Source organism: Bacillus sp. V5-8f (assembly GCF_002863565.1).
In the GTDB taxonomy this organism is placed as follows: domain Bacteria; phylum Bacillota; class Bacilli; order Bacillales; family DSM-1321; genus Peribacillus.
Window position 1 is genome coordinate 305,839 of the sequence record NZ_PGUW01000007.1, and the last position, 25,193, is coordinate 331,031.

General features: G+C 39.1%; 32 protein-coding genes and 1 tRNA gene. 20 read left to right on the top strand and 13 right to left on the bottom strand.

The annotated features are described in order from the left end of the window. Positions 1 to 9 precede the first annotated feature (9 nt). From CUU64_RS12330 to spoVIF, 7 genes are all read left to right on the top strand, one after another. The gene (locus CUU64_RS12330) at positions 10 to 393 is read left to right on the top strand and encodes a DUF1360 domain-containing protein (RefSeq protein ID WP_308302372.1); all 384 of its coding nucleotides are present in this window, start codon (positions 10 to 12) and stop codon (positions 391 to 393) included. A 307-nt stretch (positions 394 to 700) separates the two neighbouring features. Further along, on the top strand, positions 701 to 1,189 hold the full coding sequence (locus CUU64_RS12335; RefSeq protein ID WP_101633924.1) for a YhcN/YlaJ family sporulation lipoprotein: 489 nt from the start codon (positions 701 to 703) through the stop codon (positions 1,187 to 1,189). An 18-nt stretch (positions 1,190 to 1,207) separates the two neighbouring features. Next, the gene (spoVAC, locus tag CUU64_RS12340; protein ID WP_101633925.1) at positions 1,208 to 1,678 is read left to right on the top strand and encodes a stage V sporulation protein AC; all 471 of its coding nucleotides are present in this window, start codon (positions 1,208 to 1,210) and stop codon (positions 1,676 to 1,678) included. 2 nt (positions 1,679 to 1,680) lie between these two features. After that, on the top strand, positions 1,681 to 2,703 hold the full coding sequence (spoVAD, locus tag CUU64_RS12345; protein WP_101633926.1) for a stage V sporulation protein AD: 1,023 nt from the start codon (positions 1,681 to 1,683) through the stop codon (positions 2,701 to 2,703). Positions 2,704 to 2,721: 18 nt separating this feature from the next. Beyond that, on the top strand, positions 2,722 to 3,078 hold the full coding sequence (spoVAE, locus tag CUU64_RS12350) for a stage V sporulation protein AE (protein ID WP_101633927.1): 357 nt from the start codon (positions 2,722 to 2,724) through the stop codon (positions 3,076 to 3,078). Positions 3,079 to 3,312: 234 nt separating this feature from the next. Further along, positions 3,313 to 3,459 carry a YjcZ family sporulation protein gene (locus tag CUU64_RS12355; protein WP_101633928.1) on the top strand — a complete coding sequence of 49 codons (147 nt, stop codon included), beginning with the start codon at positions 3,313 to 3,315 and terminating at the stop codon, positions 3,457 to 3,459. Positions 3,460 to 3,649: 190 nt separating this feature from the next. Then, on the top strand, positions 3,650 to 3,904 hold the full coding sequence (spoVIF, locus tag CUU64_RS12360; protein WP_101633929.1) for a sporulation-specific transcription regulator SpoVIF: 255 nt from the start codon (positions 3,650 to 3,652) through the stop codon (positions 3,902 to 3,904). 48 nt (positions 3,905 to 3,952) lie between these two features. On the opposite strand, the gene CUU64_RS12365 is transcribed toward spoVIF, so the two are convergent. After that, positions 3,953 to 6,238, bottom strand: a complete 2,286-nt coding sequence (locus CUU64_RS12365; protein ID WP_101633930.1) for a UvrD-helicase domain-containing protein — start codon at positions 6,236 to 6,238, stop codon at positions 3,953 to 3,955. 234 nt (positions 6,239 to 6,472) lie between these two features. Between CUU64_RS12365 and CUU64_RS12370 the strand changes: the two genes are divergently transcribed. After that, on the top strand, positions 6,473 to 6,784 hold the full coding sequence (locus CUU64_RS12370; RefSeq protein ID WP_101633931.1) for a hypothetical protein: 312 nt from the start codon (positions 6,473 to 6,475) through the stop codon (positions 6,782 to 6,784). A 40-nt stretch (positions 6,785 to 6,824) separates the two neighbouring features. On the opposite strand, the gene CUU64_RS12375 is transcribed toward CUU64_RS12370, so the two are convergent. From CUU64_RS12375 to CUU64_RS12395, 5 genes are all read right to left on the bottom strand, one after another. Further along, complete coding sequence (locus tag CUU64_RS12375; RefSeq protein WP_101633932.1) at positions 6,825 to 7,313, bottom strand: spore coat protein; 489 nt, start codon at positions 7,311 to 7,313, stop codon at positions 6,825 to 6,827. 69 nt (positions 7,314 to 7,382) lie between these two features. After that, positions 7,383 to 7,709 (bottom strand): hypothetical protein, encoded by a 327-nt coding sequence (locus CUU64_RS12380; protein ID WP_101633933.1) that lies wholly within the window; start codon positions 7,707 to 7,709, stop codon positions 7,383 to 7,385. 166 nt (positions 7,710 to 7,875) lie between these two features. Further along, complete coding sequence (locus CUU64_RS12385) at positions 7,876 to 8,301, bottom strand: GNAT family N-acetyltransferase (protein ID WP_101633934.1); 426 nt, start codon at positions 8,299 to 8,301, stop codon at positions 7,876 to 7,878. Further along, positions 8,298 to 8,822: a YjcG family protein gene (locus CUU64_RS12390; RefSeq protein WP_101633935.1), complete on the bottom strand. Its 525-nt coding sequence runs from the start codon at positions 8,820 to 8,822 to the stop codon at positions 8,298 to 8,300. The genes CUU64_RS12385 and CUU64_RS12390 overlap by 4 nt, the downstream gene beginning before the upstream one ends. Positions 8,823 to 8,939: 117 nt before the next feature. Beyond that, on the bottom strand, positions 8,940 to 9,671 hold the full coding sequence (locus tag CUU64_RS12395; RefSeq protein WP_101633936.1) for an alpha/beta hydrolase: 732 nt from the start codon (positions 9,669 to 9,671) through the stop codon (positions 8,940 to 8,942). 457 nt (positions 9,672 to 10,128) lie between these two features. On the opposite strand from CUU64_RS12395, the gene CUU64_RS12400 reads away from it, so the two are divergent. Next, positions 10,129 to 10,848, top strand: a complete 720-nt coding sequence (locus tag CUU64_RS12400; protein WP_101633937.1) for an HAD family hydrolase — start codon at positions 10,129 to 10,131, stop codon at positions 10,846 to 10,848. A 284-nt stretch (positions 10,849 to 11,132) separates the two neighbouring features. Here CUU64_RS12400 and CUU64_RS12405 read toward each other — a convergent pair whose 3' ends face one another. Both CUU64_RS12405 and CUU64_RS12410 read right to left on the bottom strand, forming a co-directional pair. Beyond that, positions 11,133 to 11,351, bottom strand: a complete 219-nt coding sequence (locus CUU64_RS12405; protein ID WP_101633938.1) for a hypothetical protein — start codon at positions 11,349 to 11,351, stop codon at positions 11,133 to 11,135. A gap of 134 nt (positions 11,352 to 11,485) precedes the next feature. Next, the gene (locus CUU64_RS12410) at positions 11,486 to 12,040 is read right to left on the bottom strand and encodes a DsbA family oxidoreductase (RefSeq protein WP_257985511.1); all 555 of its coding nucleotides are present in this window, start codon (positions 12,038 to 12,040) and stop codon (positions 11,486 to 11,488) included. Between the two features lie 223 nt (positions 12,041 to 12,263). On the opposite strand from CUU64_RS12410, the gene CUU64_RS12415 reads away from it, so the two are divergent. Then, positions 12,264 to 12,336 (top strand) — tRNA-Val (locus CUU64_RS12415). A gap of 285 nt (positions 12,337 to 12,621) precedes the next feature. On the opposite strand, the gene CUU64_RS12420 is transcribed toward CUU64_RS12415, so the two are convergent. Further along, complete coding sequence (locus CUU64_RS12420; protein WP_101633969.1) at positions 12,622 to 12,720, bottom strand: Arm DNA-binding domain-containing protein; 99 nt, start codon at positions 12,718 to 12,720, stop codon at positions 12,622 to 12,624. A gap of 194 nt (positions 12,721 to 12,914) precedes the next feature. Then, positions 12,915 to 13,064, bottom strand: coding sequence for a sigma 54-interacting transcriptional regulator (locus CUU64_RS21690; RefSeq protein WP_180954578.1), 150 nt, complete (start codon positions 13,062 to 13,064; stop codon positions 12,915 to 12,917). Between the two features lie 497 nt (positions 13,065 to 13,561). Between CUU64_RS21690 and CUU64_RS12425 the strand changes: the two genes are divergently transcribed. Together CUU64_RS12425 and CUU64_RS12430 are read left to right on the top strand one after the other, a co-directional pair. After that, on the top strand, positions 13,562 to 15,061 hold the full coding sequence (locus CUU64_RS12425; protein WP_142383623.1) for a purine-cytosine permease family protein: 1,500 nt from the start codon (positions 13,562 to 13,564) through the stop codon (positions 15,059 to 15,061). Positions 15,062 to 15,063: 2 nt separating this feature from the next. Further along, positions 15,064 to 15,999, top strand: coding sequence for an acetamidase/formamidase family protein (locus CUU64_RS12430; RefSeq protein ID WP_101633940.1), 936 nt, complete (start codon positions 15,064 to 15,066; stop codon positions 15,997 to 15,999). Between the two features lie 527 nt (positions 16,000 to 16,526). Here CUU64_RS12430 and CUU64_RS12435 read toward each other — a convergent pair. Continuing rightward, positions 16,527 to 16,880, bottom strand: coding sequence for a helix-turn-helix domain-containing protein (locus CUU64_RS12435; protein ID WP_101633941.1), 354 nt, complete (start codon positions 16,878 to 16,880; stop codon positions 16,527 to 16,529). 635 nt (positions 16,881 to 17,515) lie between these two features. Between CUU64_RS12435 and CUU64_RS12445 the strand changes: the two genes are divergently transcribed. The 6 genes from CUU64_RS12445 to CUU64_RS22030 all read left to right on the top strand — a co-directional run bounded on the left by CUU64_RS12445 (position 17,516) and on the right by CUU64_RS22030 (position 21,884). Next, positions 17,516 to 17,713 (top strand): DUF8096 family protein, encoded by a 198-nt coding sequence (locus CUU64_RS12445; protein WP_101633943.1) that lies wholly within the window; start codon positions 17,516 to 17,518, stop codon positions 17,711 to 17,713. A gap of 608 nt (positions 17,714 to 18,321) precedes the next feature. After that, entirely contained in the window at positions 18,322 to 18,702 is a 381-nt protein-coding gene (locus CUU64_RS12450) for a hypothetical protein (RefSeq protein WP_101633944.1), read from the top strand. Positions 18,703 to 19,099: 397 nt separating this feature from the next. Beyond that, positions 19,100 to 20,176 (top strand): YHYH domain-containing protein, encoded by a 1,077-nt coding sequence (locus tag CUU64_RS12455; protein WP_180954579.1) that lies wholly within the window; start codon positions 19,100 to 19,102, stop codon positions 20,174 to 20,176. Between the two features lie 122 nt (positions 20,177 to 20,298). Next, a complete protein-coding gene (locus CUU64_RS12460; RefSeq protein WP_101633946.1) occupies positions 20,299 to 20,937 on the top strand; it encodes a PH domain-containing protein in 639 nt (212 codons plus the stop codon). 396 nt (positions 20,938 to 21,333) lie between these two features. Continuing rightward, positions 21,334 to 21,462: a phage Gp37/Gp68 family protein gene (locus tag CUU64_RS22610; RefSeq protein ID WP_257985503.1), complete on the top strand. Its 129-nt coding sequence runs from the start codon at positions 21,334 to 21,336 to the stop codon at positions 21,460 to 21,462. Between the two features lie 272 nt (positions 21,463 to 21,734). Continuing rightward, positions 21,735 to 21,884, top strand: coding sequence for a hypothetical protein (locus CUU64_RS22030; protein ID WP_180954580.1), 150 nt, complete (start codon positions 21,735 to 21,737; stop codon positions 21,882 to 21,884). Between the two features lie 62 nt (positions 21,885 to 21,946). Here the strand turns inward: CUU64_RS22030 and CUU64_RS22615 are convergent, their stop codons facing one another. Then, a complete protein-coding gene (locus CUU64_RS22615; RefSeq protein WP_101633947.1) occupies positions 21,947 to 22,129 on the bottom strand; it encodes a DUF8096 family protein in 183 nt (60 codons plus the stop codon). Between the two features lie 88 nt (positions 22,130 to 22,217). Between CUU64_RS22615 and CUU64_RS22035 the strand changes: the two genes are divergently transcribed. Further along, a complete protein-coding gene (locus tag CUU64_RS22035; RefSeq protein ID WP_180954581.1) occupies positions 22,218 to 22,361 on the top strand; it encodes a hypothetical protein in 144 nt (47 codons plus the stop codon). A gap of 142 nt (positions 22,362 to 22,503) precedes the next feature. On the opposite strand, the gene CUU64_RS12475 is transcribed toward CUU64_RS22035, so the two are convergent. Further along, complete coding sequence (locus CUU64_RS12475; RefSeq protein ID WP_101633948.1) at positions 22,504 to 23,334, bottom strand: alpha/beta fold hydrolase; 831 nt, start codon at positions 23,332 to 23,334, stop codon at positions 22,504 to 22,506. 831 nt (positions 23,335 to 24,165) lie between these two features. On the opposite strand from CUU64_RS12475, the gene CUU64_RS12480 reads away from it, so the two are divergent. Then, positions 24,166 to 24,990 (top strand): hypothetical protein, encoded by an 825-nt coding sequence (locus tag CUU64_RS12480; RefSeq protein WP_101633949.1) that lies wholly within the window; start codon positions 24,166 to 24,168, stop codon positions 24,988 to 24,990. The last annotated feature ends 203 nt before the right edge of the window (positions 24,991 to 25,193 follow it).

A 25,193-nucleotide genomic window follows, 5' to 3' on the forward strand; every position in this document is an offset into this window, starting at 1 on the left:
GTCAAGTTCGTGGAGGAGGATGGCAGGAAAATGGATGACAACATTAATTTCACGATACTAATACTCCTCGGCCTCGCCTCATTCAGGCTGACCAGGCTTATTGTATTTGATAAAATTACCGAATTCTTGAGAAGTCCTTTTTTTGATGAAATAGTGGAAAAAACAGAAGATGGATTCGATGAAGTTTTTCTAATTCCCAAAAAATCCGGAATAAAGGCGTGGATAGGAGATTTATTAAGCTGTTATTGGTGCACAGGTATTTGGGTCAGTTTAATTTTGGTGGCATTGCATCTATATGGTTCTACAGCAGGGGATTATGTTATTTTCGTGCTCGCTATTGCAGCTATCGGCTCTATAATTGAGACATTTGTCAGTAAATTTGTAGGCTCGTAATAGAAACAAATACAGGCTCGTTCTCATATTATAACACTATAATCTTCCAAAAAGGAGGGTGAAACCATGATTAGACAGGGTGCACAGTATCCAAGACCGCTTATTAAAGTGAGACCTACGAAGGTAAAAAAAAGCTGTGGCTGCAGCAAAGGGAAGTAAAAGCAAAAAAGCTGACTCGAGCCTATCCGAGTCAGCTTTTTTGCTTTCTATGACAGCTGTTTTTAAATGAACAGGGGAAAATATGTCATTCATAAAAAATAAGGATATACAAAAATTATATTCAGAACACAAATAGGATGTGAACCACATGCCAGAAAAACATAACAAACGATTTTACTTTCTTGTCATCCAGATGATGATCATTCTTTTAGCCGCTGGTTGCGGAAATGGAGAAGGAGCGAGAGAAGGCACGGCACTTATTCAACAGACAAATCCTCCTGCCGTGGATGTCCGCAGTACTACTTATCAAAAGGATGGTTTACCCGAAAAGGTAAAAAAAGAAGTAGCTGGGCTGGATGGTATTTATGATGTGGCGGTTGTGCAAAATGGAAAGAAAGTGCTTGTAGCCTATAAGGTCAACCATTTACGTCGCTTTCAGATGAAAAAGATTGAAAAGGATGTTAACAGTCACCTGAAAAAAAGGTTCAAGGACAATGAATTTATCGTTTCGAGTGATTATAAAATCTTTCTGGAAACGGTCAGGTTAAATGAGATGTTATTGAACAAGGATGTTCCAAAGCAAAAGGCAAAGAAAAAGTTCCAAGAAATTGAGTCACTGCAGAAGGAAATGACGTAAGAGGGGAAGGTCAAAAAAATGGCGAATCAAACGAATGCTAAAGCAGCCCAACAGTCTTACAAACAGCTTCAAGGAAAATATGAAACAAAACGACCGGTACTGCAAAATTGCATAAGAGCATTTCTAGTCGGAGGAGCTATTTGTGCCATTGGACAAGCCGTTACCTATTTTTATATTTATTTTTTTAATTTCACAGAACAAACAGCCAGCAATCCAACCGTGGCTACCATGGTTTTTTTCGCCTTCCTGTTAACCGGGTTTGGGGTATATGACCGTCTAGGCCAGTTTGGCGGAGCGGGCAGTGCTGTACCAGTAACGGGGTTTGGCAACTCAGTGATATCAGCCGCGATAGAACATCGTACGGAAGGATTGGTCCTAGGTGTCGGGGGTAATATCTTTAAACTTGCGGGAACCGTTATTGCATTAGGTGTATTTGCGGCCTTCGTTGTCGCTCTTATAAAAACAATCTTTACTCAGTTAGGGGGATGACCATGCTTACTGGAAAACAGTCATGGATTTTTGATAATAAACCGGTAATCCTCTCTACAGGCGTAACAGGCGGTCCTTTCGAAGCGAAAGGAAATCTGGCTGATGATTTCGATATTCTACATGAAGATTTATGGCTTGGAGAGGATAGCTACGAAAAAGCACACAAAATCCTCATAAAAGAGGCAGCTGAGAAAGCAATCGAAAAAGGAAACGTCCAAAAGGACGATATCCAATTCTTTATAGCAGGTGATTTAATCAATCAAATCACGCCGACCAGCTTTGCTGCCAGAGATATCGGCCTGCCATATTTCGGTCTTTTTGGAGCTTGCTCCACATCGATGGAGGGTTTGGCGTTATCCGCTTTCCTAGTTAACAACAAAGGGGCCAACTATATATTAACAGGTGCATCAAGTCATAATTCGGCCGTTGAAAAGCAATTTCGCTATCCAACAGAATACGGGGGCCAAAAGCCGCCCACAGCGCAATGGACGATTACGGGGGCCGGAATGGCGATTGTTACATCAGCGGAGAATGGAAATGATTCAAGTATTTCCATTACGTCCGCAACAATAGGGAAAGTGAAGGATGAGGGACTTAAAGACCCTTTTAATATGGGAGGGGCGATGGCACCGGCAGCAGCCGATACAATCCTTGCCCATTTCCAAGACCTTGAAATCAAGCCTGACCACTATGATTTAATTGTTACCGGGGATTTGGGGAAAATAGGACGCGCAACAACCCTCGAGCTTCTCTCGCAAAAAGGGCTATCCTTGCAGGAAGATAAATTCAGGGATTGTGGAATTATGATTTACAAGGACGACCAGCCTGTGCAATCAGGCGGAAGTGGCGCGGGCTGCTCGGCAACGGTTTTATACGGCCACTTGCTTAATGAAATGAGAAAAGGAACTTATAAAAGAATTTTAATGATTGCAACGGGGGCGCTTTTATCACCGTTATCATATCAGCAAAAAGAGACTATACCATGCATAGCGCATGCTGTAGCGCTAGAACTAGACAAGAAATAATCGAAAGGAGGAGCTTTCATGTTACCAATGTTTTTTTGGGCTTTTGTAGTTGGAGGGATCTTTTGTGTAATCGGGCAGCTACTGTTTGATGTAGCCAAGCTGACGCCTGGGCATACAATGAGTTTACTCGTTGTTGTTGGAGCTGTACTAGGCGGTCTTGGCCTTTATGAGCCGTTAATAGACTTTGCAGGAGCAGGAGCATCTGTCCCGATCACTTCGTTTGGAAGTTCCCTTGTAAATGGCGCAATGCAAGAAGCCGATAAACATGGGATTATAGGTGTTGTTACAGGAATGTTTGAAATAACGAGCGCGGGTATATCCGCTGCCATCATATTCGGGGTACTTGGTGCTCTGGTATTCAGGCCTAAAGGCTAAGAAGGGCAAATCCGGAATTCATTCAATGTACTGGCCTGAGTGAGACTTGTTTCCTTCCTTAATTCATTGCCATTATATTTTACAATGACACTGTATCCCGATGCGCTTGGTTTGCTTGTACCATAAACCGGTTCTAACAAGAATTTGGTACATGTATTAGGCATGCATCATATACAAATGTCCGCAGACCTACATATGTTAAAGTACCTTAAGCGAAAAGCGAGGTGAAATGATATGTTTGGATGTGGATGCTTCGGCGGATATGGCGGATATGGATATGCCGCTCCTGTAGCTGGGGTAGGATTTGGTGGTTACGGTTTTGCTTTTATTCTTGTATTGTTCATCTTATTAGTCATTGTTGGTGCTTCCTTCTGCTGCTAATACAAAATGGAATGGGTAAATCCATTCCATTTTTTACTTGCACAGGATGTCACCAAAAATCAAAGATTTTTTGGCTGCGAAGTCTTTGCTTTTCGAGGACGTGGCGGGTTTTGGTCGACGTTCTTTTAAAACAATTTCACCATTTAGCTCCTTTTACATAAGATACCAATACAGAGAAGGAGGGCTATGTGTGGATAATCAATTCTTTAAAAACATGGAAAGCAAAACCGGTGTTAACATGAAGGATATTTTTGAATTGGCGAACTCTCTTCAGGGGGCAAATTTTAAAGATGAAGCAACCGTCCGAAATGTGATCAAAAAAGTCTCACTACTGGCAAATAAACCTGTAAGCAAAGAAATGGAAGAGCAAATTGTCCAATCCATCATTAAAGATGGCAATCAAATCGACTTTAGTACCCTCTCAAAAATGCTCAGCAGTAAATAAAGGAGGGAAAAAAGAAACGGGGAGAACGATATACCCCGTTTCTTTCGCTTAAATCTTCAAAAAACGTGAAGGATAGGCTGTTCTTCCTCTTCTTGTCCGCGGGATGGAGAAATACAGCCCGTGGCTAGCTCGGGTAGCTGCCACATACACAAGCCTGCGCTCTTCTTCCAATGGCGCCTGGTCTCCATTTCTATAGGAATCCAGAGCAAAGTCATGCGGCAGGCTCCCTTCCACAGCGGCTAATACATACACATTTTTGTATTCCAGCCCTTTTGAACGGTGGATAGTGGTGAGATGAATGGCATCTGTATTATTCTTGGAAAATTCCTTCACTTCCTTGTTCATAGCAATCATATGGTCGACATGTTCAAGAAATTCGTTTACCGTTTGGAACCTTCTGGACGCCACTTTAAGGTCCCGGATATCATCAGAGCCCTTCTCGATATTTCCTTCATTTCCGCGCTTTTTAACAAAATCCTGGTACCCAAGGTCTTTTTCGATCCTTTCAAGAGCGGTAAGGGGAGTAACATTCTTTAATGCGCGAATTTTGTCTGGCAAAGCTTTAAGCTTTCTATCTTGGAAAGAATGCCCTGTCTTTATATGGGCAAAAGAATCGATAAAATCACAATCCTGCAAAATCGTCTGGGCTTTCATTTCCTGCAGGACCGTTTGCTTTAGGAACAATGATGCCAGTACCTCTGCAGCGGCTTTCGGATTTTCTGGATATATGCTTAAACGCAAGAAAGCAAGCATTCCTCTCACAATTCGGCGTTCATAGAAGGAATCAGCATCCCTTTCAATTACAAAAGGCAAGAAAGAGGAGGCTAACCGTTCAAAAATGGCGCGTGACATGGAATGGGTACGGTAAAGCACTGCGAAATCACCGGGACGCGCACCCTTGGCGATTTTTTCCTGTATGTCCGTAACAATCATCGTGGCTTCCAATTCTTCATCATAAGGATAAAATAAAACGGGCGGATCACTGAAATTGTGCTGGGCAGTCATTGCTTTATCCATTCGGTTTTTATTATAGCTTATGATCCGGTTCGCTGTTGCAACAATTTCATGGGCGGAACGGTAATTCTCCGTAAGCTTGACCACCCTTGTTTCAGGAAAATCTGTTTTAAAGTTTAAAATAAAAGCCGGATCGCTACCCCGAAATGAGTATATGGCTTGGTCATCATCACCGACCGCACACACATTTTTCGTTCCGGATGAAAGGAGTTTAATCAGTTCATATTGAACCTTATTAATATCCTGGAACTCGTCGACCAGAAAGTATTGAAATCTTTGCCTGTACTTTTCTAGGAGAGCCGGCTGTTCCATAAAAAGGGAATAACAGCCTACGAGCATATCATCAAAATCGTACATCATCGATTCGCGCTTATAATTCTCATATTTTTTGTACAAATAAGCACACGCAGATTCCCAATCATCCGCTGGATTAATATCGTCCGGAAACACAAGGGAATTTTTCCAAAGGCCGATCTGCTGCAGGGCATTGTCATACGCAAACTCTTTTTCATCCAGCCCGAATTCGTGTCCGGCAGCTTTCAAGATCTTTTCTTTTTCCCATTCCCATTTTATCAAGAGGTTCCGCTGCCATTTCTGTGGCTCATGGAAAATGAGGATTTTATAGAAAATGCTGTGGAATGTTCCACTTACCAACTGATTTACGTCAGACGACGTAATTTTTGGATAGGTAATCAGCCGGTCTTTCATTTCTTTTGCGGCCTTCGCTGTAAATGTAACCAGCATAATAGATTTTGGATCAATCTTTTCCTCAGTTAGCATGTAAGCGGTTCTTATGGTCAATACCCTTGTTTTGCCGCTGCCTGCACCTGACAGCACAAGAAGAGGGCCATGGATGGAGCCAGCCGCTTGGCTTTGTTGTTGATCTAGTGTTATGCCATAGTCGCGCAGCAACGAAAAGTATGTATCTTCTTTAATATTGGACACAGGGATTTTTTCAAAAAAGGGAGGATTTCCCTTGATCGGCCTGCTATTAGTAAAAGGTTCTGCTATCCCGGATGGCGAGGAGATGCTTCGTCGTACCGGAAGCCTGAAGCCTTCTTGGAGGTGATCTACTTCTTGGTCCTGTATTTCTGGTTCTTGCTTGACAACACCCTTGTCGAGGGACTGTTCACAAACATGAGATTGGGACGTATGGCTAAAATGGGGAGGTTCATGAATTCCAATATAAAGCTTCACAGGGTTTTTACAATATGGGCAGGATAGTTCCCCGCGCCTCCCTTTTTCATATAGAGCCTGCAGCTGATCCTCCGGCACAGATTCAAGGCTTATAATTCCGTTAGCTGTCTTTGCTGCATTCATGCATATTACCTCAATTCATTAACATGTTAAGAAAAAATAACATGGATACTTCTTTTTTAATTCTACTAAGTCTAAACCTTCAAGCGATTCACAATCTGCCAGTTAGCATAGGTAATCTTCATGATAACAGAACATATACTAAACAAAAAGAGGATAAATTTATGTTTACACAAGTAAACATGAGGGTATAAATACAAAAACTATAGACGTTGAAAAGAAAGAAGGGGGATTGTAATGGGATACATACTTCCAATCACTCAATTTGAGTATATTCAATATGCAAACCGCACGGTAAGCGCTGACAAGCTGCCGCAAAAAGTGGTAGAAGGGGTAAATCCCATTATGCCTATCACATTTATGGAGGAGCTTGATAGGCAAACATCTGCTTTAGAAAAAAATGAGCCCCTGCCAGCTAAACGGGAAACAAAATCTTTGCCGGCAGTATTTATGAATCACCCTATAAAAAACAGGATTCCTGAGCACCTGATTTCCAAAACCCAGTCCGAACTAACAGGAAAGGGCGCATATATTAATCAAACGATATAAGGATAAAACAAAAGGACACTTTCCGTGTCCTTTTGTTTTATTAAAGGATATCGACTTCTACAATTAGTGCTACTAATAGCTGGAACAAGGCTTGAATGCTTGCTGCGAATTGACCGTCAGTAGTTTGCACATCAACTTGTCGAGAATTTTCAATGATAGTCTTTTGTCTTGTGATTTGGGTAATTTTAGTAGATTGAAGTAATTCTTGAGTGATTCTTTCGGCGCGTTCACCATCCAGGATAGAAACGCTGATGACAATGGCGATGGCTGCCTGAAGAGCTGCCTGTAATGAAAGAGCTGCTTTGATGTCAACGGAGTTAACATTCACATCACAGGAATCCTTGATATAGATCAGTTCTTCTGAAAGCTGATATTCTGTGCTTCTTTGAACGGCTTCTTGTTCGATTTCAGTATCATCGCTGCAAAAATGGGACATTGGGTGTTTGCAATGCGGATCTAAAGCTGACCATCTTTTTTCATGGTGATCACAGTTGTGACCAAACTTGCTGCTGTAAACCTCTTGATTCATAATGATCCTCCTTTAAGTTTATTCCCTATTAAGCTATGCTGGTCAAGAAACTATGTTTGGACGAATATATTACTCCAAACGCCTATTTTTCCGTCTCTGGGCCAGCCTGTTTATACGGGGGGCTTTCGGTGGCGCTTCTTCTTGTTCAGGCTGGGTCTTGTCTTCTTCATACACATTAGTTTCCGGGTTTACATCATGTTCCGTTACGTTTGTTTTTCCGGTAAATGCATTGACTTGTTTTCGTAATAATTCGATTGTATTTCTTAGGTTTTCTTTTTCTGCTTCGGTAAGATTTGCTTTTCCTTTTTGTACTCCATGCTTTCGCAAAGTGCGGGAAACAAGCAGTTCCATCATCCGTTTCTGCGCTTCTTCCATTTCTGATCCTTTGTGGTCCATCATATCCCTCCTTCATTTTTCCTTACCTTAGACTATGTAAGGAAAAATAAATTGGCTTAGGGCTGTTGTGGAATTTTTCGAAAGGTATGGCGTGAAGATGCAAAAAAACCCAAATTCTGCGGAGTTGTCTACGCACTGAATTTGGGTTTTTTTATAAGGAAAACACTTAGATATTTTTAATCATGGTTTTGTGGGGAATGCCTGCATCAAGAAATTCATCGGAGATTGTCTGATAGCCTAATTTTTCATAAAAAGGAATGGCATGGACTTGGGCATTCAGCTTCAATTTTGTTATACCTTTAGATGCTGCAAATTTGTGAATGGCATTCATAATGGCAGCCCCCGCCCCTTGTTGCCGGGCTGAAGATAGCACACAAATTCGTTCAACCTTGCCAAAGTCGTCTAACACCCGAAAACGGCCGGCGCCAATCGCGAATTGGGAGTCATCATATAAGACAAAATGAGCGGACTCATCTTCAAAACGGTCAATTTCCTCTTTTACAGGTACATTTTGTTCATCGATGAATACCTTTGTCCGTACGGAAAAGGCATCCTCCCGTTCTTCCTTAGTGGCTGCGATTTTTACGTTCACTCTTTTTTTTCCTTTCCTAGTGTAAATGTGTCGTAAACAGTCCAGGAACCATTTTCCAACTGGTATAGTAAATGGATTCTTTCCACTTGCTCATCATGTGCTACATTTACCATAGTCAATTGCCCATATACATCGGAGTGTTCATCATTTGAAAGCTTTTGCCCAATTGTAATATGGGGAACAAAAGTGTATTCGGACTTTTCTTCAAAGAAATCTTGACTGTGCAAGGCACAGTGAAGCTTTTCAAGCTCTGGTGTCAGCTCAACCTTGAAGTAGATGGTATTATTAGCTGGCTTGAAGGAGCTAACTTTCAAGACCTTCAATGTGAAAGGCTTTGAATCCAAAACGATTTGTGCAAGTTTATCGGAAATTGTCTTAATTTCTGTATCACTGGCTTCGAATGGCCCCTTAAGTGTAAGATGTGGAGGAATCAGTGCATAATGCGGATCGTACCGTTTCCGGTAAGAATTCGCTTTATCTTGAAGCGTTTTCGATGGAAAAATTACCACACCATATTTCATCATCATACCTCCTATGTAAAAAAATTGTTTTCAATAAATATGAGCTAAGTAAATTATAGCAAAGTCTATGGAAAAACAAGTAATTTTGTGAAGCTTATATATAGCGCCATATAACCGTCAGTTTTTAAAAATATACTTTAACGCCCGTTTCAAATCAGGCTGCCAATATTTCCATGTATGGTTTCCTTCAAATTCATTATAAAAATAAGAAAATCCTTTTTCTTCGAATAATTTGCTTATCCTTCGGTTTGGTTCAATAAAATTCGCTTTTCCACCGTCAGTGGTAGGGACTTCTGTTTCCTGTTTGCCAACGACATGGTATATTTCAAGCAGCTGCGGGTGTTCAAAACCCTTTACCGCGTTCTCAACTGCCTCATTGACTAGTGGAGATTGCAAAATGCATTTTCCAAATGTATTTGGATATTTCAAAGCGGTTAGCAGTGATACCGTCGCCCCTAAGGAATCCCCAATTAAGACGCGGCCTAAACCCATATGATATGACGGAAATTCTTCATCTATGAATGGAACAAGCTCATGGGCAAGAAAGCGTATGTAAGCTGAATGCTTTTCACCCGCGGGATGATACTTGCTGCGGCGGTCGTGAACATCGTGATAGGGGATGCCCACGATAATTAAATTGTCGATGTCTCCGTCGTTTGCCAACCCATCAGCAACTCTTCCGATTCGGCCAAGCTGAAAATAATCCCGCCCATCCTGGGCAATTAAAACAGTATGCTTAGTCAAAGGCGAAAAATTTGCAGGAAGATAAACCAATAACTCCAATTCTTCCTCCAGTGCCTGGCTGTTAAACTTGTACTCCTTTATAGTGCCCTTAGGTATACTACTCATCGATCCACCCCAATTATCTATTATCGGTTTACCCGCTTATTCTAGCATACTAAGGGCTTATTTTCTTCGTTATGATTTTGAATTTTGAAAAAAGTGCAATCAAATCAGATGTATCTGACCACTACGGTATAGCAAGGCGCATATTAAAATCTCATATAGTTTGTTTATAATAGCTATTTTCTTAACGTGAAATAGCTGATTTTAATTGCTCAGGAGTAATAGAGTGACTTTTATAAAAATTCTTCGGATGTAATGTACATTTGAAAGTTACGTATTATCGGTTTAACAGTTACTCTAGATGGATAAAAATGATAATTTAAAATAGTATCTAAGGTAGGGGGGAATAATAAAAAGTTCATTAAGAGTTAGGATTAAATAATGTTTTAAGTTCAGTTAATTAGTTAAAAATACAATCATATCATTCTTTATGGTTTTGTATGCCGGGAGAGAGAAACAAATGCGAAAACAAACTCTTATATTTGATTTGGATGACACTCTGATTCATTGTAATAAATACTTTAGGGCTTCAATCAACTCTTTTGTAGACAAAATGCAAAATTGGTTTCCGTTGCTTACAAGCGAAGAGATTACTCAAAAGCAATTTGAAATTGATATAAAAAGTATTGCTGAATATGGATTAAACTCTTCACGGTTTCCTGAGTCACTTGTATCTACCTATACTTTTTTTAGTGAAAAACATCAACAAAAAATAGAAAAAGAAAAAATCGATACAGTTAGAAAAATTGGCCAACAAGTATTTGAAATAGAAGTGCAACCTTTTCCGTATATGTATGAGGTATTAAATGAGCTTAAAGAAGAGGGACATAATCTATATATGTATACGGGTGGAGATAAAGAAAACCAAACAAGAAAAATTGTTCAATTGGAGCTAGAAGCTTATTTTGGTAAAAAAGTGTTCATCTATGAACATAAAAATACTGAAGCACTAAAAGAAGTACTTCAAATTATTAATGCAGATCCTAAAACCACTTGGATGATTGGGAATTCTTTGAAGACAGATATAAAACCTGCCCTTGAGAATGGTATACACGCTATTCACATACCTTCAGAATTAGAATGGAGTTATAACAACATCAAAATAGATATAGAACCAAAGGGAGAATTGTTAACAGTAAATTCTTTAATACAACTTCCAGCGATTTTTCGAAAGTTTTAGCGCTAATTAATGCAACGTGGCCAAGGATTTACAACAATCGCTCTACTTATTCAGCTCTTATTGGTGAAGTCTACATAATGATTTTGTTTATATCCAACAGGCGTGTCATATATAATTTCGTCGCGACTATGATTGCAGCAAGGTTTGCCATCCACTTGAGGGATGAAGAAGATACGAACGAATATTAGAAGGACATTCGCCTAGAAGAAAAATATTAGGGTAACTTTCGTACGCCGGCTTGCTGAAATAATGATCAAATTTTTGGGAATTTTTTATTTTAGGGTTTATTCCATTGTACCAACGGAGGGGATCAAGCGGGCGGAAAGGATATTTGAAATCTTGAATGTGCGTTTCGTACGGCGAAGAAAGCAGAAAGCCCTAATATATTCATCTTTTATATCAATGATGGATATACGCCGCTGTGAAATGTTTTCTTTTTCAGAAAGGTAAATGATTTCCAACGGTGTACCTTCCTTTAAATTTTTAAGCAACATGGTTTTCATATGAATTACCTCCTTTGCTGTTAATTATATTATATGCAAACGTATGTTCTTTATGCAAGCGAAAAGGAAACAAATGTTCTTGTTTGGTATGAAGAAAAACGGTCCTACTAAAAGAACCGTTTTATTCAAAATAATTATGAAGGAGAATTTGATTCTTCTTCATCCAGTATTCTTTCTAATGCTTCCTTTGTATGCAAACCTTGAACACGGCGGTTGCCTATAAAAAACGTCGGTACTGCCGTTATTTGCGCATCGTAATATGCATGTTTCAGGGCCTGTTTGTGATGAGGTTCATATTTCCGTTCAGATAAAGTATCCTTAAAGCGCTCTTTGTCCAATCCAACCGAAGAAGCGATCTCAGCCAAAACGTCTATGCTGCCAATATCCTTGCTTTGTTCCCAAAATTCCTTTAGGACAGCCTCCACATATTCATTCCCTTTTCCATGTTCCTTGGCGAACCGGAAACCTTCATGGGCGAGGTGGGTATGCGGGGTTGGATCAACCTGCGGCATTACCATTTTTACGCCTAAGCGTTCTGCCAGTGGGGCAATTGATTGATTCCATCCTTGCTGGAACCGGGCGTCCTTTGGAGAAAGTGTTTCAGTTGGATAAGGCCGCAGCTCGAACGGCATCCATTCGACCTCAACATCCCTGCCTTTTATTGCTTCTTTAAGCGGAGCCTCCGCCAGATAGCAAAACGGTCAAACATAATCAGAATAAATGCGGATTTTTGTTGTCATAGTTATTCCTCCTTTTTCGCTATTAGTGTATCAATATGCTGAATGTAAATACGAACGAAATGCTTAAGAATCGTTTTTAACAATATAAAAATAATATTTTAAAATAAGTATTGACTTTTCATACAGAAAACATATAATTAATATTGTACTTAGCAAGCAAAATAAATAACACGATCTGTTAGCTCAGCTGGGAGAGCACCACCTTGACAGGGTGGGGGTCGGGGGTTCGAGCCCCTCACAGGTCACTAACCAAAGCCTCTAAAACGTTGAAATGGCAACGTTTTGGGGCTTTTTAATTTTTTTAAAGGGCACACTAATGGCACAAATCATGTATTTGGTGCCGCAGAGCTTTATTTTGTATTAGAGAGTAAAGCATCAATTTGATTAGCTGTGTCTTCTGCATGTTTGGAAGTATATATATCCAGAGTTGTTTTGATATTACTATGACCATGCAGCTCTTAGATAACTGTACTTTTACGATTGGATTGGTGGGAAGCAGTTCCATGTTCACAGCATGGTCAAGTTCACCTTTAACAATGTTCCTTTTTTGTTTTAAACCCCCGCTGCTTTTTCCGCTTTCTTTTACCAGTAAGCGGATCAAGGCCTAGTTCTTCCACAAAGTACCACATAGATATTTGCACTGTTATCTTTTGTAATTCAACTAGGAAGTGTCTCGGAAATATTTCGTTTTCTTCAAGAGCCAAGAGAAATGCCCGTTCCAATGTATTTCGCAATTCACGGATTTTCCCAGGCTAGCTATATGATTGGAGGGTTCTCAGGTCAGAATCATATAGAGTCAGAGGTCTTTTGCACATTGATTAAACTACTGTAAAAATTCGATGGACAATGATTCGATGTCCTCTAAGTCGGAGCGAAAGGAACCCTGATGTGCTATTTGTTCCATTATATTGCGATTGGTTGCCGCAAACACTCGTACGTTAATTGCACCTTCTATATAATCACCGATTCGCACAACTTTCTACTCTTCCAACACCCGAAGCAGACTAACATGTAGCTAGAAGATGCCACCAAGAATCGAGTAGTTTAAGAGTCAGACCAAAGCGATTGTTATTAAAATTTAAAAGTTTTAAAAATGCCATTCAATCTCTAGTATCTAAATGGTTTTTAATTTTAAAAACAAGATGACACACACCTATCGTTCCCATCATCATTGTCCCACAATTTGTTAACATTCAGCGTTAAAAGCTAATTATTGACTAATAGTGATAGATTTTGAAAATGGAAGTGTTTTTTTTGGAAAATGTTTGCTATATTAAAAATAGATAATTCGGACTTCTAACAATGTTTTTTATTTACAAAAAGTGAGGTGTTAACTTAATTTACTGTCTGGTAGAATCCGTTATCAGCGTTACCTCGCATCCATTAAATCGAGGCCATCACCTCAGAAACTCGCACATACGGTCGATTTATAGAATTCAACAGTGAATAATTGACGAAGGTGGGAAAGTTATGAGCAAATGGAAAGAGTGGTTTCAAGGTCCTCAAGATATCACCGAAGCTGAAGCCGTTGAAGACTATGCGGTCGGTCGTGTACCTTCCCGTTACCGCTGGCCTATACCGGCCATTATTCTTGTACTTCTAGGAAATTCCACAGCTATGTTTTTCTTCTCGTTCGGTGCAGAAATGAGTTATACCATAGGCTGGCCGACGATGTTGATCCCGCTTTTATATTTTTTTATCGGCTCCACGATCATCGGGGCATGCACCATGAAAATCGCCAGTAAGGAAGGGTTGTCCATGAGCCTTCTTACTCGTGGCCTTGGGTTTGGGTACATGGGTTCTGCGGTGACATCCCTGATCTATGCGGTGAACTATATCTTCTACTTTATTTTCGAAGGAACGATCGTGACCCATGCGATTGCTCATTATGCTGGAATTGAGATCAATTCAGTTGGTGGGATTGCGATCTTTGCAACACTCGGGGCGATCACGATCTGGTTTGTATGGAAAGGCATGTCTTCAATGCAATTCTTGCAGACATGGGGAGTCCCTATTTTCCTTATTTTGTTTATCATTGGACTTTATCAGTTAGGCACGAACTATGACATTGTAGGAACGGCTTCCTGGATGCCAAAGGATGACATCACGGCCACGACCATGTGGACCGCTTTGAACTTGGCAAACGGACAGCTGGTGTTTCAAGGGTTATTGGCGACCGATTACGGTCGTTTCGCAAAACCTACGATTACATATAAAGGGACGGCAACAATCATGATCGGTATGTTAATACCGATGTTTGTGGTCATTTTTTTGGGGGCCATGCTCGCCTACACTCTATTGCCAAACCTTCAGGAAAATGCATATGCATTGGCTGCGGATCCCGGATTCGTCTTCCCATTCGTAATGGGGATTCTGGGTGTTGTGTTCGCCATTATCACGCAAATTCGCATCAATGTGATGAATTTGTACTCTGGTTCTTTGGCACTCTCCAACACAATGGATAGCATGTTTAATTACCGTCCGGGCCGGCAGTGGTGGATGTTGGCCGTGTGGCTGTTTGGCGTCGTATTCTATGCGGTCAATGTGCTTCAATATATGGGTACTTTCCTCGCCATAACAGGTATCTTGACCAACACATGGGTATTTATCATTCTGACAGACTACTACATCTGCCGTAAGGTGCTAAAGCTCGCTCCGAATGATTTTGTGGAGTATCGCCAGGAATATCTGCATTCGTGGAATCCTGCGGGCATCATTTCGTTATCTGTCGCGGTTGTAATCGGGGCCCTAGGAGTTTTTAAAGTATATCCGATTTATTATGCTTCTTTCTTATCCATGTTGGCAGGGCCGGTGTTGCATGTCATTATATCTTCCATGACAAAGGGGAAATATTATTTCTCCAAATTCCCGGAGGATGTCGAGACAAGCTGGCCTCACGCAGGCAATCAGAAGAATGGGCAAAACAAAAGTGCCATTGAGCTAGGGATTTCAAAATCAAGGAGGATATAATGATGGAAAAAACAAAAGAATTCCAACAGATCAAGCAGCCGGGAACCCATAGTTATGTATTCAGTAAATACCTTGAGCCTATCGCATACGTAGAACCTGGAGAAACGGTGGAAATCTTCACGAAGGATGCTTTTGAAAATCGGATTACGAGCGAGCAGGACATACCATCGGAGATACTTGGGGATTATTTGAACCCACAAACTGGTCCAATTTTCATTAAAGGAGCGGAGCCAGGCGACACATTGGTTGCTGAAATCATTGATATCGAACCGACTCGCGATTGGGCAGTCAGTGTTTTGAAGGAAAACTTCGGAGGCCTTACAGCGACAGAACTGACCCGGACGTTGAATGAACCTCTTCCGGAGAAGGTATGGATCTATAAATTAGAAAATGGAATGCTACGGAACAATGACCGTTTGAACTTCCCTTGGCGTCCATTCCTCGGTACCATTGGAACGGCACCGGAAATTGAAGCCATCTCCGCATTGACACCATTTTCCCATGGAGGGAATATGGATGTGCCGGATACGAAACCGGGTAATAAAGTATATCTGCCCGTAAATACAGAAGGTGCCTATTTCTTTACAGGTGATGCCCATGCCGGTCAAGGGGACGGAGAATTATGTGGGGTCGCACTTGAAATAACTGCAAAGGTGACCATAAAATTCAACTTGATAAAAGGAAAAACCATTAAGTGGCCTAGGATTGAAAGCCCGACGGAATACATGGTGGTTGGAAGTGCCCGCCCGATGGAAGATGCAGCCCGTATTGCCTACGCGGAGCTCATAGACTGGATGGTTGAAATGGGATGGGAGAGGTTTGAAGCATACCAGGCTCTAACTCAAATCGGTAAGCTGCATGTAGGGAATATGGTAGATACCTATTATTCCCTTGTTGCAAAAATTGAAAAGAAATATGCTCAGCCAGAACTTAAATAGAAATTTTAGATACTTTGGGTTCGGAGCCAATACATGGACTATAGTTTTGGTAGACATGAAACCAATCACCGAAGCTTTGGGTCAATCCGATGGAAAAGAGATAGGAGGGAATCCCTTCCTATCTCTTCTTTGTAGAAAGGAAAATTTCTACCAAAATTTCTAAAATATAGCTTTGCTGATTTAACTTTTTAATTTATTATGCAATCAAATTTTAAGGAGGGACAAGTTTGATGCATGAGGAGATATGGAGTCAGTTTGTTTTTGAGGGTAGCGCTAATACAACCTGTGAAGAGAAATTATAGATTCGTGGAAAAGATGTAAACATCTGGGCATTTCTCATAAGAGGGAGATGGTTGTTTCATATTTCACAAGCCGACATTGATAGAAGACGAAAGCAAAATCAAGATCTCATTGATGCGGCGTTGCCAGTGATGAAAGATTTTTATGTGTGTTTAAAAGGGGAGGGATACCTTTTTTACTTGTGGATGCTGAAGGATACATAGTTGAGATGTTAACTGATCAACCATCTAATAAAGTAGCGAAACGTGGTGGAATAACAGTGCGTCTATTCCTCCAGAATCAAAAGCCTTTAACCATTCGCGCACCCTTGAGGGAGAAGGGATGTTGAAAATGGCAGCTGTTTCATTTATAGACGTCCCATTATCGTTCATATAGTTTAGTACGTCTAGTTTATATTGAACGGAATAGTTTGTATAGCGTTTTAGAAATGCTTCATTGCCATGAAGTTCGTATTGTTTAATCCAATTTAGAAATACAGATGAATGTACACCGATTCTCTCAGCAATGATTCTATGTCCTTCAACACCACTTAAATACTGTTTTACTCCGTTAATTTTTTGTTCTAGTGTAAATTTAACCAATAAAAAAGCACCTTCAATTATTAGACGTCAAGTGTCTAACAATTAGGGTGCAGTTCAACAAGATCCCGCTGCTTTTTGTGCTACAGGCAGTCGCATGGGACGTTGACAAAGTTCAACGTCCTTCACTTCTTTTTCAGGACAGAGACGACACTACGGTCTGTGCCAGGGTTGGTGGATTATAAAGGTGTACGATATGCACCCGTAGACATAATAGGTGGATTACTACAAAGTAAAGCCATTTATTACAAAGATAAAGATACCGTTTACTTTGGCAAAGGACCAAACGGAAGTTATCTATCTGATCTTATAAAGCCATACCTCAGTTTCCATCCTGTTACCACAAATGAATCTATGACATTAACTGGACAAAAATACAACAAAGGTTATGAAATGTATTTTGAAACAGGACTTCATTCAACTTGAATTTAAATGGTAAGTATTCACACTTAACACATATATTAATAGCAATTAATATTCCAGTTAACCAGAACCAATCTTGTTTTCTCCACTCCACTGTTCCCATCTCCTTTGCATAAATTATATGACAAAAGCACTTATACTCCAGCAAAAATTTGTATAAACAATACCTCCCCGATGAAAAGGTGTTCTGTTATGATGAAAAGGTTAAATTCAACATGAAGGTGATTGCATTGACTGAAGATAACAAAGAGTACAATGGATATGACACCACCATTGTTTATGATTACAAAGAGTATCCAGACATAAAGAGTGGACGATGTGACAATTGTGATTACTCACTATTTAAAAGCTCTGCGAAAGATAATAAATTCCTTAGAGAATGTAGAAACTGCGGAATGAAGAAGAGTATCTAACCCTATTTATTAGGGTTTTTTATTTGGAAAAGAAAAACGCCTACCTAATAGATAGACGGTTAAGATATATATTCAACAAAAGAAGGGATACGCAATAATCCGGCTTTTGTATAATTCCTGAATTTCACAAGACACTTAATTTTCGGTTCCACGAAAGTGTACTTATCATTTTCATCCACAATCAAATCATGGCTCTGGCTATAGGATAACTTCTTCGCTGCAGGTGTCATAAACTTTCGAGTTGGCACTTATAAGGAATGTTGGGTCTGCAATTATGGTGATGATGTAAATATTTTTTTTGATTGACTTAAAAATTCATCTAATTCAATCTTTGTAAACAAATGCAATATCTTCATGCGACATTGGCTATTCTTTGATGTAAGGCAGTTTTATGTGTCTAATAAAATATTGGTAGTCAAACAAAAAGATGGAGATGTACACCATAATCAAACAGTTCATCTCCGTCTTTTTAACAGGACTTTGGTCGAGTGTACGAAAAATTATGTTGTAAATTAAAAAAAAATTTTAGTTCATTTCAATTAGTTCACATAATACTCTAAAAATCGAAACAAATTTTAACAGTTATCACCATTTAAGGAGGAAAGTGAATGAAAAAGTGGCTATATTCTGTAGTAATGGCAGGGTTGATTGCTGTTTTATTAATCCCGTTAATGGGATTCAGTTCACATGAAAAAGACAAGCAAAACCCACATTACAAACCAGATGAAATTACGTTGGAAAGCGGCGGGTTAGGGGTTCCATATGGTGTTGACCCTACAATTTATCGAGAACCAAAGGATGGAATAATTTCAGGTGCCGCCGGCTGCGAGCCTGATCTTCATGAGTTTAACAAGAACACTCCAGGTCCAGGTGAACACATTGTCTTTCCAGCTGGCGTTAAAGCATTAACAACTCATGAGAAAGCAGCTCCATTGCTGGATAAGTTTATATATATGTTGAGATCACTAGTCGTGGTAAAAAAGTTGTAGAACTGCCTTTTCACTATCATGTTGATCATGCAACAGGTAAACCAGCAGTTGACCCGAATAAAGGCAAGCCGTTTCTGGGTAAGCGCTCTTTATTTTAAAGAAGTGTATCCCGGTGTACTTTAACAAAGCCAAAAAAATAAAAATGGGTTGGAATATACTTTAAGTAACGGGTGCGTAGCAAGATGGAACAGCGAAGAAGGACCAAGAAGGGTCCTTTTTCTCTTGGTCAAATTGCATCATAGGTATAGCTGCGTCATATGTTCCCAGAAAATTGAAAATGTTTATTTACACTACTATTCCCCTATTAGTAAATTGATAAAAACAGAGGCAAAAGGAGGTATTGCATTGAAGAAATGGATAGTTTATATTCCTGCATTTTTTATTTACTGCCGTCCTTGTGTTCATTTTTGAAACAGATGCTTCCGCGCATCCGGGCAGAACGGATTCCGGCGGTGGGCACACCTGCCGTACGAATTGTGAAAGTTGGGGATTTTCAATAGGAGAATACCACTCTCACGGCGGAACGAGCGAACCAAGCCCGAGCTTAAGCGAAAGTTCTCCTGCGGAATCTAGTTCTTCTGCAAACTCGAACGATACCTGGGATAAGGACTGTTCTGATTTCTCAAGTTATGAGGAAGTGGTGGAATATTGGAACAGCAAAGGATACAGCAGGACAAACGATCCCGAGAGATTGGATGGTGGGGGGAATGCTGTGGACGACGGGATCCCGTGTGAAGCTCCAAGTGATTACGATACGACAAAAATAAACAACAGCCCTGCTCAGCTTAAAGCGATAGCAGCGGTCCAGGATGAAGCAAAAGGGAAAAAGGCAGGATATGCAGCCGGATTAGCCGCTGGACAAAAGGGTTCTGAAAACAATTCATCCGTAAACGGATCTGATGCCTATCAAGATGGCTACCAAAATGCCTATGAGGAAGGCTACCAAAAAGGGTTGGACCAACTAGAAAAACAGAAAGTTGCGGCAAACAACGAGGGTTATGCGTTAGGGGAAAAACGAGACAATCTGTCCGTACCCCCAAAATATGCCTCGGTTGATGCGTTAGCATCTTCGTTTGAAGAAGGATTCAACCAGGCGATCGCTGAAAAGGATGAAGCAAAAAAGAAAGAATACAGCGCTTTAGGTTTGAAAGATGGGAAAGCGGATGTATTGAATGAACCAAAAAACGTGAAATCGATTTTTGTCAACGCATACAAACAAGGGTATGAACAGGGGCAAGAAGAGCTAAAACTGATGTACGTCCAACAGGGATACGATGCAGCCTTTACCATGGTGACGTACACAGCGACAAAATTAAAGCAGCAGAAGTACATTGACTGGTATAAAGAAGGATTTACATCGAACAAGAAGGTGGCGGCGATCGCTGAGGTTGCCTACCAGTCCGGATTGGATGGCGAACCGTATAAAGTTCCCACGGAATATGCCAAACAATTTATAAGCAACATTATGAATTAGGGAATCAGGAACGAAAAGAAAATAACGCAACTACATCAGGTGTCATTGCTGCAGGAGTTCTGGGTTGGTTAGACAGAAGGGTTTATGTAGCCAAGAAAATGCTGAAGTAAGGGGCGGAAACGATGGGGATTTATCAAAAGATCTGCTATTCGGTTGAGGACATATTCGTCAAGGTTCTTTCACGAAAACAGAATCCAAATGAAGTGAAGCATAAAGTCGCAACATATCGTACCTCTAAAGAAGAACTAAAGGTAAAGAAAAAGTACGAACAACATGAAAAAGTTAAGGAAAACCAACGAATAACAACAAAAAAGCAGGCACAGGAAAAACAAGAGGTATTGGAGATTCTCTCTCAGGTAGTGGATCTTGATAGCTTCAATTATTCCAGATACGAATTTAATGAAGTAAAACGAAATCAACAATATTTCAAATTGCTAAGCGAAACGATATTTGAATCGGGTGAGAAAGGGTTAACGTTTATCCGGTGTGAGTACGATAAAACCAAAAAGCAGGAACTAAAGGGGTATCTTATCGCAACCTCCAAGAGAGCGCTTTTCTTGGATTTAGGGTTAAGAAATCTCCAAAAGTTCCGCTATCAAACCATAAAGGATGTAACCTGGTTTCAAGATGGTACCTTCGAAAAAGGACTCTATATCCAATATGGTGGTCGGCAATTGGAATTCGATGAGATCTTTGACACAGAACAAATGAAAAGAATAGGCAATTTAATAAAGAAGAAAGCATGTGAAAGAAGCGCTTAAAGTTTACATAGATACCAGCATAAACGATGCTGGTTCTTTTAATTCATTAACGAAAACTTCGGTTCTACTCAATTCACACACCTGTTAAAAGTCGAATACCAGTGGGATTTGCATCGCGCTTAATCTTCTTGTACCAAGCAGGTACTCCTCCTGAAAGACTTTTCGAATTTATCCCTAACATATCTTGTTTTTCAGGATTTTTCTCTCGTAGCTTCTTTTGGGAATGGTAGTAGTGTGGAGAATGAAGAAACTGCCTCTCGCATTAACGACCATAAAAGTACCTGCCTACATACGTTTTCTTTCTTGTGAACCCCTTATCGGTCCTTTTAAACGCTCTCGATTTAAGGGGCATTCATTTGAGATAGTGGTGGTGTATCTGGCCCAGGATCGAGGCCTATGGCAAGTGAATGGATAAGAATAATTCGTGACCAGTGTAAGGAACAGAAAGTAGCTTTCTTTTTAAACAATGGGGTGGGGTACAAAAACACCGATTTGGAAGACAGTTGGATAATGAACTTACGATGAATATCCTGATCCGTCCCTTGTTGACTTATTATTCAAAGCTGTAAACTCACCAACATCGAGTATTTTGCCACATACACTCAACCCATGTGAAGGTCTGTGAGTTGATAACTTTGCGTGAAAGTATGAATCGTGACACCTATAAAAAAAGTGTGGGTTGAGCTGTGAGAATGAAATGAAGATTTTTTTGATGTTTGGATGAAACTGGTTCTTTCTTTTCTCTAGTAAACTATTTAACATATTCTGCAGTATCTTACACATTGAGGAGAGGCATCATGGAAGCAGAAAATCGTATTGCAATTTTATTGGGGTATATCGGCTGGACAGGGCATTGGATACGCTGCAGTTATTATGGTTTCTTGTGTGGTATCAGGAATAATGCTTGTAGGTTTGAGAGAGATAATAGTCATATTAGAAAAAATTAGTAAAAAATAAAGTCGCTTATTAGGCGGCTTTATTTTATGTACGCAACCTTTTCATTCTAGGGTCAGATACTCTTCTTCATTCCGCAGTTTCTACATTCTCTAAGGAACTTATTATCTTTCGCAGAGCTTTTGAACAGTGAATGATCGCAATTGTCACACCGTCCGCTCTTGATATCAGGATACTCTTTGTAATCATAAACAATGGTGGTCTCATAGCCATTGTATTCTTTAGTATCTTCAGTCAATGTAATCACTTTCAAATGAATTTAACTTATATATCATAACAAGGAGGCTGTCCAATGGATAGCTATTTTTTATTAGAGGGATTAGACAATGGCACGATTACCTGAAGGAAAGCAGAAGTTATCGGTTGGTTGTTACTACACAATGAATCCATCTAAGGGTTTAGCGTTTGATTTGCTAAGAAACTTTATTCAGGGAGTAAAGCCTGTTTATTGTACCGAAGGATTAATTTAGTAAAAGAAGAATCCGCGATAAAATAAAAAAAGGTGAACAGCTTTGTTCACCTTTTTTATATCAGTTGTATAGCAGCAATAAATTACAGTGAGCTACCACTAATTTATTTAAAGCATCATCATTGAAATCATTGTACAAATAGCTACAAAACTTTTCTATAAACTGTTGCTGATATTTCGTTAATCGATGATTTATCTTTTTTTACGTTTTGCGATTTTATAAATTCATAAATCGCTTTATTGGTATCTATGCTATTTTCTAAAATACACACATGTCCGCTCTTCTCGATTATCTGAAGATGAATACTAGTATCTTTGGTAGCAGCGTTTATTGCTTCTTTTACAAACATATGATCCTCTCCGCCAACAATGTATAACTTTGGAATTGAATTTTTATTATGTAGGTTTTTCATGTATACCTTCTCTGGAACAGTCACCATGTATGCCCATTTCATGTATTCCTCTCTTCCTAGTTTGGTAGCTTCTCTAACAAAGAAATACCTTGATTTTGCATGATTTTGATTAGGCATCATAAGGTAAGCGAATGTTTTATAGAAGGCCATATAAGGTGCGAAATGTCTTAACCTGTATGACCCTTTTACTAATAAATTTGACCACCAACTCCATTTTAAGACAGGCCCAGCGAGAGTTAAGGTAATGATTTTTTCTGTAGCTACATTCATAAGTGCATTCGCTATAATTGTTCCAAGTGAGAAAGCTATAAAATGTGCTTTGGGGATATTTAAAGCGTATAATAAATCCACTACTTCTTCAGCGACCTGCTCGGCTGAATAATGCTTTACATCTAATCCTTTAGACTTTCCGTGTCCCGGCAAATCAATTAATAACAAATTATAGTGTTTTGATAAATAATCCGTTTGTTTATAAAAAAGTGAACTGTTACCACCTAACCCATGTAAGAAAACTAACCACTCTGTACTTTCATTTAAAATCATTTTATTAAAAGTTAACATTTCCCACCTCTGGTTAATATGATTTTATTTGTAATTAATAAGTAATAGTTACATTATACCATATGGCTTATTTCCACTTGTTTCTAGTCTCCACGTAAGCTACCCCTCATTTTTCATCAATATTTTTACTTTTTAAATAAAAAAATGTATAAACAATGAGGAGTTTGGTATAACTTTGCTGATAGGATGGATTCACTAAGTTATTTAAGAAATAAATTAATTAAATTTAATATTTATCACCTGAGAATTATAGTCGCATAAAGTTGTCTCCCGTTTTCATTTCACTAGGATTTGTAATAACAAAAAAAAGACACATCGACTAACCTCCCAGCCCCCTCCCTTCATTGCATTCAAGAAGGAATCATAATATCTTAGGATTATGGAGATTATAAAAATTTTGATAGATTCTTATTCGATAAATTTTTGGTAAAATCTTCACAAGGAATAAATGTCGGATGTGTATATCTAATAATATTCGAAAGGAAGTAACCATTGAGAGATCCACGGAGAATACAAAGGATACTAACTCTACTTTAAAAGATATGGGAGCAGCAACCAGATGTCCGATTTAATCAACTTGTTTCGAACTTACAGAGCATGTTTTCGCAGCAAAGCAATAACTTCGGCAGAAGAGAAGTATTCAAAAAAGAATATATTGATTATGAAACGACCTCTTATTAATCTTTAGAATAGGCCCAACCAAGGACCGCCGCCCCCTTCGTTTTCGACGTGGAAAATTTTTATACATGAAGGGGGGATGAAGGGAAAGTCAGTTTTTATGTCGAATTATAAGAGGAAAGGAAATGCGCTACTGCGTTCGTAGGTGGAAGAATGGATAAAAAATTCGAGGGACTTATATATATCCTAATCATTTTGGGTTTGGCTACATTAATTGCTGATGTGGAAAAAGACAAAATAGAATCATATTTCAACTCCTTAGTTGGATTGATCAATTTAATCGTAATGGGATTGTTGGCTTTTTATACTTTTAATATAAATAAAAAGCAAATGGAAATAAGTAGATATACCTTAAACATGACTAGACGACAAATGATACGGCTTGAAATGAATGAAACAAATGCTCTATTAGGTAAGTTGGATGAATATATTAGAAGCAACGAAATAGTTCAGTATATGTGTATGCCTCATTTATCTTATGGAAAGAAAAAAACGCTTCTGATTACTAATCGCCCTGGATATTTTAAAGGTCATGAACTGAACGAGAAAATTGGTAGAGATAGGATAGATCATAAAATAAGGTATCGACAGGAGCTAACTGAAGATGAACAGGAATTGTTTAATGAAGTAACCATTGCACATTTCAATTCTCTCCCAAGTTCAGCTACAGCTTTTCACACTTTGAAAGATGCAAAAAATAATTTTAAGCATTTAAAGGAATTTAAAACAAATAACCAATTTTATAGATTCATGAGTAATTCACAGATGACAAAAGAATACCTTGATAAACTTGAATATTTTCTGGAAATTGTATTTAAACAAAATAAAGAAAATGATGATGTAATTTATCCGTCTTTAAAAATGAATTCCTATGATGCCGATTCAATATATTTCTTTAGTCAACAAACTCAAGATTTTTTGGTTAATTTAAAAACCTTAATAATCAGTGAACAGCAACAAATAATTGAAGGTTTGTAAAGCATCCGAATAAATCGGATGCTTTTTATTATGCCTATAGAGGTGATTGGGGTGAAGATTGTTATATAAAAAATTACAACGGAGGTAATATTTTCAAGAAAAGTATTGATGTTTAGGTACTATTGCTTATATAATTAGCTCCAGAGTCTTTGAAAAACATTTGAATAGTATTAAAAACGACAATGGCAAACCTGCTGAAAAGT